Here is a 16302-nt window from a genome sequence, read left to right as displayed (position 1 = left end):
TAGGAGATCACTCGAAGGATCACGCGGTGGCCGTCACTGCTTCTACAGCGACACCCTTACCGGTGACCCGTACACCACTCTGCTGGACGTCACTGAAGTTGCGTCCACCTACGGATCAGAAGGTTTGGGGTTCGGATCCCTACAGGCACACAGATCGGACGAAGCCCCCGTGCACACAACACGGGGGCTTTGTCGTTCGCGGGTTCGATCCGACTTGTGCGGGGCGAGTGGGGCAAGCCGCGAGCGCCAACGAACGGCCCATGTGCACCGAACGAAGAAGCCGCAGGTCACCCCCGCTGACCTGCGGCTTTTGTCGTCCACTCGGGGTCTACTTCAGTTGAGGCTGGTAGGGCGGGGGCTGGGCTGCGCCACCGGTCCCTGCCGAGGAGCTACCGAGCAGCGGTGGTCACCTGCGCTCCGCTGCGAACGGCATCGACCACTGCGGTGATGGCTCGGACGGACTCGGCGGCACCGTGTTCGTCATCGACTACGCCGGCATGCGTGGCCTGGACGTCCCGGAGGGCCTGGTTGGTGGACAACGTTGCGAGCCGGTTTTGAGCCACACGCCATCCCTTCGTCCCATCCAGGCTCTCCGACGTCGACAGCACGAAGAGCGGACGGCTTCCTAGCGTTGTCAGGGCCTGGGCCTGCTGGAAGACGTCGGGAGCCATCGTGATCTCGTCGCGGCCGTTGCGGAACGCCCGGACGGTAGAGGTCATCGCATCGACCCGCTCTGCCGCCTGGGCCGGAAGATGTGAGGCAGAGGCGAGCACGGGACCGAGACCCACGCGGGCAAGGGTCGGCAGGATCGCGAGGCCTCTTCGCATGGCGGCGTATTGCGCCGGGTAGGCAGGCAGCTCGTCGAACTGGCGCGGGCTGGCACTGTCCAGCAGCACCATGCCAGCGGTCAGCTCGGGGTACTGCGAGGCGTAGACCATGGCGTACGCGCCTCCCGTCGAGTGGCCGACCAGGACGAAGGGACCGTCCTCGTCCGCGGCGGCCAACAGCCGATGCAGGTCAGCGGAGGCAGCCAACCCGCCTTGAGGGGCGGCGTCGTCGCTCCAGCCTTGGCCAGCCCGGTCGTAGGCACAGACGCGTGTCGTCCCGGTCATGTCGTCGATGACCCTCGCCCACGTGGCTGAGATCTCGCCCAGGCCGTTGAACAGCACGACCGTGGGACTGCCGGTCCCATGGCAGTCGAGGTGGAGGGCGTGGCGGCCCACCGAGTAGACAATGCCCGGAGGGGGGTAGTCGGCCCGGACATTGCGGGTGGCGACGTCCTGGGTGACGGCACCGAAGCTGGTGGCGACCAGGACGAGCAGGACCGCGGTGAGCATCCAACGGCCCCGGCCGCGAAGGGTGCGGCGCATCTGCACGAACATCCAGCCGGTCAGGGAGAGGAGAGCCGGTGGCCACGCCCAGCTGACCCAGGTGAGAATGGCATCCTGCGGTGAGAGCACGAGCAGGGCGACACCGATCACGGTCATCGCGACGGCCGGACCGGCGGCCCATCGCTGCGGTTGCGCCGTCATCCGAGCCGACAGGCCGGCGATCAGGCCCCAACCGGTGCCGAACGCCACAAGGATGGAACCGGTGACGACGCTCTCGGTCGCACCCGGGAAGACCGCGAGAGTGAGGACGAGTGCGGTGACGATCCCGGCAGCGATCGAGCCGACGACGACGCGACCGATGCTGGTTCGCGGGTGGGTTCTCAGTGGGTGCGGGCCCAGGGCTCGGGTTGGTTCGACATGGACGGTCATGGCGGTCTCGCTCTCTCGCAGTATGGAGTGGTGCCCTGCTCACGAGCGTGGCCGCCGTGGCGATTGCTCGCCACGGTCAGATGGCCGGGATGCCGCTACGGATCAGGCGAGGTCGACCTGAGCGAGTTCGCCGCGTGAGGTGACGCCGGCCTTGCTGAAAACGTTGCGCAGGTGGAAGGCGACCGTGCGTGGGGAGATCCAGCACTGCGTGGCAACGTCCTTGTTCGACAAACCGGACGTGACCAGCTGGGCGATCTTGAGCTCTGTTGGGGTGAGCTTGACCGTGGTGGACGGATCCCGACGGCGCGCTGTTTCGCCGGAGGCGCGCAGCTCCTGGTTCGCGCGCGTGGCAAGGGGCTCGGCGTGCAAGTCCTGGAACGTCTCCAAGGCCTGCCGCAGGTGTTGGCGCGCGTCGAGTCGCCTCTGGCTGCGTCGCAACCACTCGCCGTACCCAAGGTGAGTGCGAGCCTCGTCGAGCGGTCGGCGCGCGCGTGCATGCTGCGACAACGCGTCCTGGAACAGCGCCTCCGCGTCGCCCTGTTCGGCCACCATGGCGCGGCCGTAGGCGAGCGTCGCGAGTGCCCACGGGCGGCGTGTGGCGTCGGCGAATGGCTCGAGTCCGTCGATGCACGCCTGAGCGAGCTCAGGCCGCCCGGCGCGGACTGCGGCGTCGATGTGTTCCGTGGTTGCCATGCGTGCGAGCACCGGGAGCCGGATCAGGCTGAAGTGGTGCAGCGCTCCGAAGCCGTCGCCGGCGCCGGCGGCGTGGATCGCCCGCGCCCAGCGGCCGAGGTCGTGCACCGGATCGCTCATGATGCCCAACGGATGTCGGGCCTCCACGTCCTCGAGGCGCGCCAGCAGAATGTCGTATTCGTCCCGGCCCTGGGTAGCGGCGAGCAGCGCGAGCCACGCGATCGGGAGCGCGGTCATGCTGGTCTGGCCGATGCTCGTCGCCAGGGCGATGGCCTCCTCGGCGTTGCTACGCACGGCCACGTGACTTCCGGCGAGGAACTCGCCGAAGCACGACCTGTGCAGCACGTAGACAACGGCGGTGGCGGCCCCGGCCTCTCGGGCACGCGACAGGGCGTAGGCGTAGAAGCGCTGTTGCCCCTCGTCGTCCCCGAGCTGGACTGCGGCGTTGCCCAGGTTCCAGAAGACCTCTCGGTCGTCGACGTCCGCACCCACTGCCAGGGCGAGGTCGAGCGCCTCCACGGCCGCCGACCAGTTCCCTTCTGCGGTCTCCGTCATGGCGGTGAGCAGCCGCTTGAGGCACAGCGTTCGCGGCTGGTCCCCTGCGGTGGGAGAGGCGACGACCTCCTGGGCAGCCAACCTGGCGCCGCTGTCGGCACCGAAGGTCCGCATGATCGCGGCGGCGGCCGCGAGCTCGAGGGCCCGTGCCGGGTCCAGGTGGTGTACGTCGTGCGCTGCCCTGACGAACATGCGGTGCGCATCGGCGGCCGATCCGATGTTGACCTCGATGTGTCCGTGAAGGCGTGCGATGTCGCACACCAGGATCGGCTCGGTGGCGGCTGCCGCGGCCGCCGCGAGCAGGAGCTGGGAACGAGCGGCGTGTCCACATGCCCAGGCGGCGCGAGCTGCCGCGAAGGTCAGAGTGGCACGCTGGGTGGCGTCGGCCGACAGCGCTGCCGCCCGCTCGTAGGCTGCCAACGCCGAGACGTAGGCACCTCGTCGCAGCGCGCGAGCGCCGGCCAGCTCGAGGGCGGCAACCACCTCCGGGTCAGGGCCGGCAGCGGCCAGCGCACGGTGCCACGCCTCCCGGTCGGGATCGCCGATCCCGGCGAGGGTCTCCGCCAAGGCACGGTGCGAGCGCCTCCTCCGCCCGTTCGAGGCGGCCTGGTAGATGGCCGAGCGCACGAGCGGGTGTCGCACGGTCACGCTCCCGCCATCGACACTGAGCAGCTCGGAGCCGAGCGCCGCCTCGAACGCCTCATCGTCGACGCCGAGGGTTCCCGACGCTCCCCTCAGGACGGTGACGTCGCCGGTATCGTCGGCGGACGCGAGCAGCAGCACGGACTGCACGGAGGCGGGAAGTCGAAGGCTCCGCTCGAGGAAGACCCGCTCGACCCGGGCGGTGAGGTGGAGCTCGGTCGGGAGCGCCGACGACCCGCGCAACTGGTCCGCCGACAACTCACTCGGCAGTTCCAGAAGGCCCAGGGGGTTGCCTCGCGTCTCGATGATGAGTCGTTCGGCGACATCCGCCGTGGGGGCGACGTCCGAGCGCTGTCCGAGCAGCGTTCGCGCCGCGTCCGGGTCCAGCCCGGTCAGGACCAGCTCGGGGATGCCCTGCGGGTTGAAGCGTCCATCGGTGTCGTCCCTGGTCGCGAACACCATCACGGCGCGGTCAGCGCCAAGACGACGGGCACAGAACAGCAGCGCGTCCGCCGACGCGGGGTCGAGCCAGTGGGCGTCGTCGACGACGCACAGGACCAGGCTCTCCTCGGCCGCGGCGGTCAGTATCGACAGCGTCGCAACGCCCACCATGAACGGCTCCACCCCCAGCCCGTCCTCCTCGCCGAACGCGACACGGAGTGCGCGCGCCTGAGGGGCAGGAAGGTTGTCGCCCCAACGCAACAGCGGTCGTAGCACCCGATGAAGCGCCGCGAACGCCATGGGCGCCTCGACTTCCAGGCCCTGGGTCGCCAACACCGTGGCCCCGTGGGTCTCCGCCATCAGGACGTCGAGCAGGGCTGACTTCCCCACACCTGGCTCGCCGCGGACCACGACGCTTGCCGACGACCCGTGTCGGGCCTGTGCGACGAGTGCTCTGAGCCGGGCCAGTTCGGGCTCGCGGCCGACAATCACCCAGCGACCGTACTCGCGATGATGCGCCGGCGGCTGAAACCGGCCCATTGGCCGGGGCGAGCGCGGCCCGAGGCGACGAGGCTGGCCGATCACCCCCACACCAGGAGCACCATGCAGCGCTCGACACCCTCTTCTGCCGACCCGTCCGCGCGCGAGAACCCTCAGCAGCGTCACATCGGGTTGTTCCTCTTCGACGGAGTCGGTGAGCTCGAGGTGGTCGGTCCCTGGGAGGTGCTGGCGTCCTGGACGCAGGAGCACCCCGAGGACGACTGGAGCATCGCGTGCTTCTCGACCGAAGGGGCCCCCGTTGTGGGCGCCCGAGGACTGCGGCTCGAACCGCGACACTCACGGCAGGATGCACCCAACTGGGACGTCCTGATCCATCCTGGCGGCACGGGCACGACGAAGCTGGGGAGCGACGAGGACCACCTGGAGTGGATCCGACAGCAGCGCGCAGCAGGCTCGCTGATGACGTCGGTGTCGAGCGGCAGCCTTGTGTACGCGGCCGCCGGCCTGCTCACCGGCAGGCGCGCCACCACGCACTGGGCCCTGCTGAACTCGCTCTCCGAGATCGACCCCACCGTCATCACCGAGGTGGACGCTCGACTTGTCGACGACGGTGACCTCGTGACGAGTGCGGGAACCAGCTCCGGCATCGACTTGGCACTGCACCTGGTGTCACGTCTCGCCGGAGCGGAGCGCGCCCACGAGGTCCGTCGCGGCCTCCAGCACGACGAAGTGTCGACAACCCCGGCCATCTGACTGGGGCGATCGCCGCCGCGCCGCACGAATGTAGGGAGTGCCCGGGCAGACCTCCGGGGCCGGCTGCGGGCCCGAAGCCCGGTCACGAAGGAGTCACCATGTCCGCCCATTCAGCACCCCGCCGCAACACCTCCCTGCATGAGACGACTGAGCCCGAGCCGCGCCAGCCCTGGACTGTGCTCTCGCTCGCGCTGATCGCCCAGGTCCTCGTCGTGCTCGACATCTCGGTCGTGAACACAGCACTGCCCACGATCGGCCAGTCCCTGCACCTGCAGAGCTCGGACCTCCAGTGGATGGTGACCGCCTACCTCTTGATGTCAGGCGGCGGCCTGTTGCTGGGAGGGCGGATCTCGGACCTCCTCTCGCGGCGCCGGGTCTTCATGACCGGCATGCTGATCTTCACCGGCGCCTCGCTCCTCAGTGGCTTCGCGTCGAACGCGAACGAGCTGATCGCGGGTCGTGGCGCCCAGGGCGTCGGCGCGGCCCTCATGACACCCGCCGCACTCTCGCTCATCATGACGACCTACCAAGGGGCCCAGCGCGCCAAGGGCCTGGCGTTGTGGGGTGCCATCGGGGGCCTCGGAATCGCCGCCGGGGTGATTGCTGGAGGGGCCTTGACCACGTGGGCCGGATGGCAGGCCATCTTCTGGGTCAACGTCCCGATCGGAGTCGCCGCCCTTATCGTCGCGGCGCACGTCCTCCCGCGAGAGGCCACCACACCCAGCACGTTTGCACAGTTCGACGTCCTGGGAGCCGTCAGCGCCGTCAGCGGCCTCGGCGCGCTGATGTTCGCGATCTCGGGCACCGAGTCCCACGGCTGGACCTCGCCCAGGACGCTGCTTGGGCTGGCGGTCGCCGCCGCACTGCTGACCGCTTTCGTCCTCGTGGAGCGACGCTCAGCCCAGCCGCTGGTCCGCCCTCACACCTGGTCGATCAGACCACTGGTGTCCGGGACCGTTGTCATGCTTGGAGTGACCGGCGTGCTCGTCGGCGCAGTGTTCCTGGGGTCGATCTTCTTCCAGACCGTCCTGGGCTTTTCCGCACTGAGAGCCGGGCTCGGCTTCCTTCCGCTGGCGGCGGCGCTGGTCGTCGGCACCCACCTCGCCGCCCACGTCAGTGCTCACGCTTCGGCGCGAGTCGTGGCAGCCACCGGTCTTGGCATCGCGAGCGCTGGATCGCTGCTGCTGTCACAGGCACCCAGCGACGCCACCTTCCTCCTCAACCTGCTTCCCGGCCTCCTCATCGTCGGGCTCGGCGCCGGCATCGTCTTCGTGGCGGTCTCGACCTCCGCCATGGGCGGGATTCCCGACGAGCACGCCGGCATGGCATCGGGCTTCATGATGACCGGCCACGAGGTCGGCGCCGCCCTCGGCATCGCCGTCCTCTCGGCCATCGCCACCTCGGCCGGTCCGCTCACGACCGCGACCGGAGCTGCGGACGCGTTCAGCCGCGGCTTCGTGGGCGCCGCTGTCCTGTCCGTGGCGTTCGCGGTCTTCGCCGCTCTCCGCATGCCGGCGACCAGGGGCGGCGGCGGCTCCCTGCACATGCACTGACCTCACCGCTGACCGCTCGACCGAGACGGCCGAACAGCGCCCCTCCCGGAGGGGCGCTGCTCGTGCACCCCAAGAACCCGGCCATCCGGCCGGCGCGAGCAAAGCCCTTCGAACGGCACCGTGGCAGACAACCCCACCACCGGAAGCAGGCTCACAATGACCACCACCGAAGCACCTCCCGCCAGGCCACTGCGTCGGTCAGAGCCCGCACCGTTCCGGGCTGCCGGGGATGCGCGCTCTCGCGTCGGCGTCCTCCGCCATCAACGCCCCCGTATCGCCTTCGCCCTGCTGGTGTCAGCGCAGTTCGTCGTCATGCTCGACACCTCCATCGTCAACGTCGCCCTTCCGTCCATCCAGAGCGACCTCGGGCTCAGCCCAGCCGCCCTGACCTGGGTCGTCAACACCTACGTCCTCGCCTTCGGCGGGCTGCTGCTGCTGTCGGGTCGTGCCGCGGACCTGTTCGGACGGCGTCGCATGTTCATGGCCGGCTCGTTCCTGTTCACCGTCGGCACGCTACTGGCGGCGGCCGCCGGCAACGAGTGGATGCTCCTGGCAGGGCGAATCATCCAAGGTGCCGGTGCTGCGGCACTCAGCCCCGCGGCGATGTCGTTGCTGCTGTTGACCTTCCAGGGACAAGCCCGCGCCAAGGCAATGAGCATCTGGGGGGCTGCGTCGGGTGCCGGCGGAGCTACCGGCGTCTTCGTCGGAGGGACGCTCACTGGCGCGTTCGGCTGGTCCTCGGTCTTCCTCGTGACAGTGCCTGTGTCTTTCGCCTCGGTCCTCCTGGCCCGCCGAGTCCTCGATGAGCCCGGAACCGTTGTCCGGCACCGCTTCGACTGGGCCGGGGCCGCGACCGTCACTGGTGCCGTCATCGCCCTCGTCCATGCTTGCTTCGGTGCCGCGGCCGACGACTGGACGTCGCCAGAGGTCGTGGCTGGCTTCCCCTGTTTCGTGGTCCTCACCGCCGCCTTCATCTTCATCGAGCGTCGCGTTGCCGAGCCGCTGGTGCCGCTCGATCTCTTCGCGTCCCGGATCCTGTCCACCGGTGTGACGCTGGCGCTCCTGGGCGGCGCGGCACGCGCCTCCTCCTTCGTGCTGGTCGCCCTCTACCTGCAGCAAGCCCTCCACCTGGCACCCCGGGAGGCAGGCCTCGCCATGCTTCCGACTTCTCTGGCCGGGGTCGCCGTCTCCCTCGTACTGCTCGCGAGGGTCGTCAGATTCTTGGGACCGCAGCGGACGCTCGTTGTCGGGCTCGTGGTCCTGGCCGCGGGACACATATGGCTGGCGTACGCGCCCCGTCACGCCGGATACCTGGTCGCCGTTCTCCCCGGGCTGCTCCTCCTGGCCACCGGCGTGGCGCTCAGCTTCACTCCGACCACGATGGTCATCGCTGCTGCGGTGCCGGATACGCACACCGGACTCGCCTCCGGGATGGCGGGCTCGGCAAGCCAGGTTGGTGCCGCGCTCGGCACAGCCACCTTCATCGCGATCGGTATGGCGGCGAGCGGGCCGAGCACGGTCGTCCTCAGGCCCTCCGGCTTCACTGCTGCTTTCACGGCCGCCGCACTGGTCTCCCTGGTCACCGCGGCACTGGGATGCACCATCGCGAGCCAGGGATCGCCGGGGCCGCTGGATACCCCCGCAGCGGTCAGGTAGCGCGGACCGCGACCGCCACCTTCCCCCGGACGTTGCCGCCGTCCAGGTGGCGCACGGCTTCCGGGACGTGATCCAGGGTGAAGACTCGCTCGACCCTCGGCGTCACGGTCCCCGCCTCGATGAACTCGGCGAGGCGTTCGAGGTCGCTGGCCGTCTCCTGCGAGACGAACCACGCGAAGCGCTGACTCACGAACGGCGACAGCAGCAAGGCTCCGAGCGACCGATTCATCCCGCCGGTGAGATTGCCCCCGTTCTCCCCTCCGACGAGCACCGCTGTTCCCGTCGGCACCAGTGCCCGCCGCAGCCGGGACAGCTTCGGATTGCCGGCGATGTCCAGGACAAGGTCGTAGTGGCGGCTACCGTCGGCCCAGTCGTCGCGCGAGTAGTCGAGGACGTGGTGGGCGCCGAGGGAGCGCACGAGGTCGAGCTTCGAGGCGCTCGCCACCCCCGTGACCTCCGCGCTGAGGGCGTTGGCGAGCTGGACGGCATAGCTCCCGACCCCGCCGGAAGCCCCGATGACGAGCACCGTCTGGCCGGGTTCGAGGCGACCGTGGTCGATGAGGGCCTGCAGGGCCGTGCCGGCAGAGATCGGCACGACCGCGGCGTCCTGGAAGGAGAGCCCCACCGGCTTGTGAGCGAGCTTGTCCTCGCGGGCCACGGCGTACTCGGCGAACGAGCCCCGACCGATGCCGTACACCTCGTCGCCCACGGCGAACCTGGTCACGGCTGGCCCGACCGCCTCGACCGTGCCAGCAAGGTCACGCCCCGGCACCCTGTCCTTGGGTCCGCGCAGGCCCATGCCGACCACCCGCATCAGGTACGGCTTGCCCGTCATCAGGTGCCAGGTGCCGCGGTCCAGACCCGCTGCGCTCACGCGAACGAGCACCTCGCCCGTGCCGGCCCGCGGGCGCGGGACACGTTCGTGACGCAATGTGCTGGCATCGCCATACCTGTCCTGCACGACTGCTTGCATCGAGGCGCGCGCCGGGAGGAGGCGTTCAGAGACCATGACCATCTGATTCCCATGAACGATCGCGTCTGGGGGAGGTGTATTGCTCCGCGCGAACGCGCAGCGCCTCGTTCAGCTGCTCGAAGCCCACACGTGTCCGCTTCAGCACCGACGGCATGAGGGGAACCAAGACCCCGCTGAAGTCCTCGGCTTGCGTGAGGCGGGTGCCGCCGTCCCCCTTGGGCTCGAGCTGGAACGAGTGCCGCCCGTCGACCACGCCAGGCAGCCCCAGTCGGCCTAGCCACTCGAGCCGGGCTCCTTCGACCACGGCCGTGACGACCGGTCGGAACGTCATGGCGCGACCACCGGGCGGAGCGATGCGAATTTCCAGGCGACCGCCGACGACGAGGTCCCCCCGAAGCGCTGTGATGAACGGGTTCCAGTCTGGGTAGTCGGACGTGGCAGCGATGTGTGCCCAGACTGCCTCCGCCGGGGCAGCGATGTCGGTGACGACACTGATGGTTCTCATGACTTCTCCTTGGTGTGTGGCACGGCTGGTTGTGGGGTACGGCGGGTTCGGACGGACGGCTACTTGACCTCGGCACGCGTCGCGAATCCGAGCCCGATCGCCATGGGAAGCAGCAGCCAGGTGACACCTGTGACGGCGATGTGGGCCCACTGCTCGGCGGTCAGGGCTCGCTCGAAGACGAACAGGCCGCCCTGAGCGAACTGGATGTCGATCCAGGGCTGCAGGTCGTGGAACCACAGCTGGTTGTCGCCGAGGAGTCCGAAGACGATGGGCAGCACGAAGGTCAGGACGAAATAGGCAACGATCGCTCCGGTGGAGGAGCGCAGGAGCACCCCGAGCATGAATCCGGTCAGCAGACTGAGGAGCATGCCGAGCAGGTAGTAGAGGCACTGGGTCAGGGTGACGTTCCACACCGGCGTGGTCCCTGTGACGCCGGCACTCAGGAGGTTGCCGAGCGCACCGACGGCGAACGCCAACACCGTCGCCGCAAACGCTATGAGCACCGATGAGATCGCCTTGGCGGTGATGATCCGGCTGCGGTGAGGGATCAGGGTGAACGTGGTGAGCCCGGCGCGTTGGCTCCATTCGCTGGTGACCGCGAGGATCGCGATCAGCGGCAGGATGATGACCACGGGGAAGCGGATCGCCGTCGCGAACGTCGAGTAGGTGAGCTGGTCGTCCGGCGCCCAGAGGATCACACCGCCCGTGGCCAGAACGGCGGAGATGACGATGCTGGCCATCAGCCAGAAGCCCGAGCGCGTGTTGAACATCTTGCGCAGCTCGACCTTCGTCACTCGTGTCAGCGGCACGCGGCGGCGTACCGGGTAGAGACGCTGGGGACTCGATGCCGTGACGGCGCTCATGTCGTTGTTCCTTCTCGTGGGGAGGTGGCGGTGAGCGCGAGGAACATGTCCTCGAGCCCGGCATCGGCGGTGCGCAGCTCGCTGAGGGCGACCCCGGCCTCGAGGGCCACCTTGCCGACCAGGACCGGGTCCACATCGGTGAGCAGGGCCCCGGCCTGGGACCTGGTGGTCGCGATCGCAAGCTGGCCGAGCGCACGGTCGAGACGGGGGAGGTCGGCCGCTCGTACGACTGTGCCGGCAGCGTGCAGCAGCTCGGTCTTGGTGCCCTGCGAGACGATCTTGCCGTTGCCGATCATCACGATGTCGTCGGCGATGACCTCGATCTCATGGAGCAGGTGCGAGGACAACAGGACGGTCCCGCCACGGTCGGCGTAGCTCCGCAGCAGGTCGCGCATCCAGCGGATGCCCGCCGGGTCCAGGCCGTTCGCCGGCTCGTCGAGGATCAGCACCGACGGATCACCGATCAGGGCGGTGGCGATCCCCAGTCGCTGACGCATGCCCAGCGAGTAGTTGCCCACCCGACGGGACGCCTCCGAGGGTGTGAGGCTGACGACGTCCAGCATCTCGTCCACGCGACTGCGCGGGAGCCCCATGTACTGCTGGGCAATGGTGAGGATCTCGCGACCGGTCCGGCCCGCGTGCTGGGCAGAGGCGTCCAGCAGTACGCCGACGTCGAGCCCTGGGTTGGGCAGGTCGACGTAGTGCCGCCCGGAGATCGTGATGGTGCCCGCCGTGGCTCGCGTGAGGCCGACCATGATCCGCATCGTGGTCGACTTGCCGGCCCCGTTGGGCCCGAGGAATCCGGTCACCCGACCAACGTGCGCGGTGAAGGTGACATCGTCCACGGCAGTGAAGCTTCCGTACTTCCTCGTCACGCCTTCGACGGTGATCATCGGAGGCCAGCGCGCACGGGGTGCGCGGGGACGAACGGCTGCGGGACGGTGCCGTCGTCGTCACCCGGTTCGCGGCCCTCGGCGTGAATTTGCGGCAGCAGGCGGTCCAACCAGCCCGGCAGCCACCAGTTGCGATCGCCCAACAGCTCCATCGTGGCTGGGACGAGCACCAGGCGAACCAGGGTCGCGTCGAGGAACACGGCGGCGGCCAGGCCGATGCCGAACATCTTGGCGAAGACCAGCTGGCCCAGGATGAAGGAGAGAAACACGGTGATCATCACTGCAGCGCCGGCTGTGATGACCCGGGCGGACTTGGCCAGACCGTCCGCGACCGCCCGAGCGTTGTCGCCGGTCCTGTCGTACTCCTCCTTGATCCGCGACAGGAGGAACACCTCGTAGTCCATCGAGAGACCGAACAGGATCGCGAAGATCCCTACGGGCAGCAGGATCGGGACGGGTGTGGCTTCCGGAATGCCGACCAGGTCGCCGAGCGGTCCACCGTTTGTTGCGAGCGTCAGGACACCGAACGCAGCCGCGCTCGCGAGCAGGTTCATGACGACGGCTTTGAGTGGCACTGCGACGGAGCGAAACACCATCATGAGGAGCAGGAACGACACCAGCAGGATGCCGCCGAAGAACAGTGGCAGACGTGCGACGACCCCTCGATCGGTGTCCAGGTTGGAGGCAACCATCCCTCCGACGGCGATCTCAAGACCCGTGCCCGCAGTCGCATCCGGGATGACGGTGTCACGCAGGAGATCGACCAGCTCCCCAGTGGCGGCGTCCTGTGGCGACGTGCTGGGCACCACGGTCAGGACCGCTGTGTCGCCGGCGTCGTTGATGACCGCAGCGGAGACCTGGGCGACGCCCTCCACGAGGGCGAGTTCCCTGCCCACATCATCGCTTGAGGTGAGCAGGTCTGCGCCGGAGGCGCCGTGGACGGCCAGCACCAACGGCGCAGAGAACCCTGGGCCGAAGCCGTCCGCCAACAGCTCATAGGCCTGGCGAGACGTGTACGCAGGAGGCTCGTTCTGTGCGTCCGGGGTGCCGAGGCGGATGCCCAGCAGGGGAGCGGCCAACGCGAGCAGGACGGCGAGGCCTCCGACCGCGGCGATCCCTGGCCGACGCTGGATGAACCGGCTCCACCGGTACCACCGCGTCGTGTCGTACGCACGCTGCCTCTTGCCCACGAACGGCACGTGCAAACGCTCGATGTTCCGTCCGGCGAACCCCAGCAGTGCTGGGAGCAGCGTCAGCGAGGCGCCCATGGTGACCAGCACGAAGAGCGACGAAGTGAACGCGAAGCCCGTCAGCGCGGGTTGACCGACCAGGAGGATCCCCATCATTGCGATGACGACGGTGATGCCGGCGAAGACGACTGCCCGGCCGGCGGTTGCGATCGCCGTCGTGGTCGCGCCACGCGGGTCCCGTCCCTCCGCCAGGCCGCTGCGGTAGCGGGTGACGATGAGCAGTGCGTAGTCGATGCCGACACCGATGCCGACCATCGCCGCCGTCATGGTCGCCCAGTCGGGGACGTCCAGCACTCGGCGCAAGAGGCCTCCCAGCGCGACGGACATGCCGAGGCCGAAGACAGCCGTGAGGAGTGGCAGGCCCATCGCGACCGCCGATCCGAAGGTGAACAGCAGGATCAGGGCCGCGGCGACGAAGCCGACGACCTCACCGCCGCCCACAGGTGCTGTCTGGGACAGCGCCGCGACCGGGCCCCCTGCCTCGACCCGCAAGGTGTCGTCGCCAGCCGCGAGAATCGGGTCGATCAGAGCCTTGGCCCCAGCTGCGGTGTAGTCGTCCACGGTCTGGTCGAGGGCGACGACGGCGTAGGCAGTCTTGCCGTCGGCCGAGATCTGGCGCGCGCCACCGTCGCTGAACGGGCTTGCCACACCCACGACGTGGGAGTCGGTGGCGACGCCCTCGAAGATCTCCTCGGACTTCTCGCGGACGGCAGCGGAGCTGAAGCCGCTTTCGGATCGCAGCACCACCTCAACGGTGTCGCCGGCCCGCCGCGGGAACTTCGCCTGGAGAGTCTCCGAGGCGGCCTGTGACTCGGATCCGGGTTGGAAGTAGTCCTGCCTTGCCCCCCCGCCGATCGATCCAGCAAGGACGAAGGCCCCCGCCAGCGCGGCGACCCACGCGACGATGACCAGACGGCGCTGTCGAAAGCACCAGTCAGCTAGCTGTACCAACATGTCGGACTCCTCATCGACGGGCCAGACAGCCCAGGGTGGGCACGTCTGAGAGTGCACGTCGAACCTACGAATCGGCGCCGCTCGCGAGGATGGGGCACGGCGCACAACAGCGGGACCGAGCCCCACCGGTCATGAGTGCTGGCCCCACCCGGTCCGGGGGATCGCTACAGTCCAAGGCATGCCCCTCAGGGTCGTCTTCGCGGACGACAACTTCCTTGCTCGTGAGGGGGTCTCGGCGCTCCTCGCCGAGGGCGAAGGCATCGAGGTCGTCGGCACGGCAGCCGACCTGGACTCGCTCATGGCGTCGGTCGCAGAGAACCGACCGGACGTGGTCCTCACTGACATCCGTATGCCACCCACCCATACCAACGAGGGCATCGAGGCGGCCCGCCGCATCCGCCTCGAGCACCCCGGTGTCGGGGTGGTCGTGCTGTCGCAGTACGTCGAGGAGGACTACGCCTTCGCGCTCCTGGCCGGCGGAGCCGCTGGGGTGGGCTACCTGCTCAAGGAGCGGGTCAGCGACCTTGACGAACTAGCCCGTGCCCTACATGAAGTGGCCCGCGGCGGGTCGGTTCTCGACCCCGCCGTCGTCGAGGCGTTGCTCGCCCGTCGAGGAGCAGAAGCGCCCCTGCTCGGACTGACCGACCGCGAGCGCGCTGTCCTGCACGAGATGGCAACGGGTCGCAACAACTCCACCATCGCCAAGACCCTCTTTCTCAGTGACCGCGCTGTGGAAAAACACATCGGATCGGTCTTCCACAAGCTCGGGCTGGCCGACGAGCACGAGGTGAGCAGGCGGGTCATGGCCGTGCTGACCTACCTCGAGGCCAGCGGCCCGCGTCGCTGAGTCGAGTGGCGATGCCGCCGGGTACGGCCAGCCCCACCTTCCGGGTGCGGCAGAGCCCCTCCCCCACATCGCTCGTGGAGGCGCACACTGAGCCATGACGCCACGGCGCTCGCTCCGCCAGCTGCCCCCAGGAGGTTTGAGCACGTCCGCCGTCTTCCTCGGGCTCGCCGCCTTCGTGGGGTCGGTCTACGTCGTCGTCGTCGTCGGAGGCGGGACACTCATCGGCCACACCGGGTCCCCCAGCGTGCTGTTGTCCGTGTTGGCGACCACCGTCGTGGCGTTGGCGTTCCAGCGGGTGCAGACCGAGCTCGAGCGCCTCACCGCCCGGTGGAGTCCGGGCGGCGTGAGACCTTACGACGTGCTGAGCCACTTCGCGGATGAAGTCACGGGCGCCGACTCGAGCCACGGGCTGCCGGAGCGGATGGCGATGCTGCTGGCCCAAGGCACGGGGGCCGAGTGGACCCAGGTGTGGCTGAACGTCTCCGGCCGGGCGACCCTGGCTGCCAGCTGGCCACCGGATGTCGACGTCGATCGCACTCCTCCGTCCTTTGGTCACGAGAACGCCGTGGTGACTCCGACCGGTTCGAGAACGCTCCCGGTTCGGCAGGGCCGCCAGCTTCTGGGCGTGCTTCGACTTCAGGAGCGTCCGGGCCTCGCGCTCACTCGGATCGAGGAGCGGCTCTTCGCCGGACTGGCAGCCCAAGCCGGCCTGGTGCTCAAACGAGTCGCACTACGCGCCGAGCTCGATGACCGCCGCGAGGAACTCTTGGTCCGTTCGGCGGAGATCTCGGCCTCGCGCGAGCGGCTCATCGAGACCCAGGACACCGAGAGGAGCCGCCTCGAGCGAGACCTGCATGACGGGGCCCAGCAGCACTTGGTCGCCCTGACGGTCAACCTCCGACTGGCGCACACCATCGTCGAGCGCTCACCACGTCGCGCGGCCGTCATCCTCACCGAGCAGGCGGACGCAGCACTGATGGCCATCGAGACGCTGTCGACCCTGTCGCGCGGCATCTACCCGAGGCAGCTCGCCGACGAGGGACTCGGGTCGGCGCTGCGCGCGGGAATCGTCGGCAGCGCCATGTCTGTGAGGATCGAGGGCCACGAGCTAGGGCGGCTCCCAGCAGCGGTTGAGGCCGCTCTCTACTTCAGTTGCATGGAGGCGGTCCAGAACGCCACCAAGCACTCGAACGCCACGAGTGTGTCGGTCAGGCTGGACGAGAACCAGAACCGTTGGCGGCTCACGGTCACCGACAACGGCATCGGTTTCAACCCACGCGACGCGACCGTCGCAACCGGGGCTGGATTGGCGAACATGCGAGACCGGATGGACGCGATCGGCGGAGCGGTCGAGGTCTCCTCGTCGTACGGCGGCGGTACGACCGTGACAACCGTGGTGCCCCGGTCCGACGCGAGCGACACCGTCGCCCCGGGTTCGCGGCCCATCAGTGTGGCGGTCTGAG

Annotated in this window: 12 protein-coding genes; 5 read left to right on the top strand and 7 right to left on the bottom strand. The window is 69.0% G+C overall.

What is annotated here, in order from left to right; all coding sequences use genetic code 11:
- Positions 1–389: 389 nt before the first annotated feature.
- Both JWN68_RS12890 and JWN68_RS12885 read right to left on the bottom strand, forming a co-directional pair.
- A complete protein-coding gene (locus JWN68_RS12890) occupies positions 390–1760 on the bottom strand; it encodes an alpha/beta fold hydrolase (protein ID WP_297739508.1) in 1371 nt (456 codons plus the stop codon).
- Positions 1761–1862: 102 nt separating this feature from the next.
- Complete coding sequence (locus tag JWN68_RS12885) at positions 1863–4631, bottom strand: AAA family ATPase (RefSeq protein WP_297739506.1); 2769 nt, start codon at positions 4629–4631, stop codon at positions 1863–1865.
- Between the two features lie 63 nt (positions 4632–4694).
- Between JWN68_RS12885 and JWN68_RS12880 the strand changes: the two genes are divergently transcribed.
- From JWN68_RS12880 to JWN68_RS12870, 3 genes are all read left to right on the top strand, one after another.
- On the top strand, positions 4695–5345 hold the full coding sequence (locus JWN68_RS12880; protein WP_297739504.1) for a DJ-1/PfpI family protein: 651 nt from the start codon (positions 4695–4697) through the stop codon (positions 5343–5345).
- Positions 5346–5443: 98 nt separating this feature from the next.
- Positions 5444–6898 (top strand): MFS transporter, encoded by a 1455-nt coding sequence (locus JWN68_RS12875; protein WP_297739502.1) that lies wholly within the window; start codon positions 5444–5446, stop codon positions 6896–6898.
- 156 nt (positions 6899–7054) lie between these two features.
- Complete coding sequence (locus JWN68_RS12870) at positions 7055–8554, top strand: MFS transporter (protein WP_297739500.1); 1500 nt, start codon at positions 7055–7057, stop codon at positions 8552–8554.
- Here the strand turns inward: JWN68_RS12870 and JWN68_RS12865 are convergent.
- From JWN68_RS12865 to JWN68_RS12845, 5 genes are read right to left on the bottom strand one after another with little or no spacing between them, the layout of a single operon-like run.
- A complete protein-coding gene (locus JWN68_RS12865) occupies positions 8547–9527 on the bottom strand; it encodes an NAD(P)-dependent alcohol dehydrogenase (protein ID WP_297739514.1) in 981 nt (326 codons plus the stop codon). The two genes, JWN68_RS12870 and JWN68_RS12865, sit on opposite strands and share 8 nt — an antisense overlap.
- A 25-nt stretch (positions 9528–9552) precedes the next feature.
- Entirely contained in the window at positions 9553–10032 is a 480-nt protein-coding gene (locus JWN68_RS12860) for an SRPBCC domain-containing protein (RefSeq protein ID WP_297739499.1), read from the bottom strand.
- 59 nt (positions 10033–10091) lie between these two features.
- A complete protein-coding gene (locus JWN68_RS12855) occupies positions 10092–10895 on the bottom strand; it encodes an ABC transporter permease (RefSeq protein ID WP_297739498.1) in 804 nt (267 codons plus the stop codon).
- Positions 10892–11740 (bottom strand): ATP-binding cassette domain-containing protein, encoded by an 849-nt coding sequence (locus JWN68_RS12850; RefSeq protein ID WP_366519803.1) that lies wholly within the window; start codon positions 11738–11740, stop codon positions 10892–10894. The genes JWN68_RS12855 and JWN68_RS12850 overlap by 4 nt, the downstream gene beginning before the upstream one ends.
- 44 nt (positions 11741–11784) lie before the next feature.
- Positions 11785–13992: an MMPL family transporter gene (locus tag JWN68_RS12845; protein WP_297739494.1), complete on the bottom strand. Its 2208-nt coding sequence runs from the start codon at positions 13990–13992 to the stop codon at positions 11785–11787.
- Positions 13993–14170: 178 nt separating this feature from the next.
- Between JWN68_RS12845 and JWN68_RS12840 the strand changes: the two genes are divergently transcribed.
- Together JWN68_RS12840 and JWN68_RS12835 are read left to right on the top strand one after the other, a co-directional pair.
- Positions 14171–14839 (top strand): response regulator transcription factor, encoded by a 669-nt coding sequence (locus tag JWN68_RS12840; RefSeq protein ID WP_297739492.1) that lies wholly within the window; start codon positions 14171–14173, stop codon positions 14837–14839.
- A 136-nt stretch (positions 14840–14975) separates the two neighbouring features.
- Entirely contained in the window at positions 14976–16301 is a 1326-nt protein-coding gene (locus tag JWN68_RS12835; RefSeq protein WP_297739490.1) for an ATP-binding protein, read from the top strand.
- Position 16302: the final 1 nt, after the last annotated feature.

This window comes from Nocardioides sp. (assembly GCF_025964975.1).
Classification (GTDB): Bacteria; Actinomycetota; Actinomycetes; order Propionibacteriales; family Nocardioidaceae; genus Nocardioides.
Note: the sequence above shows the minus strand (reverse complement) of the source record. Positions and strands in the feature narration are given on the sequence as shown.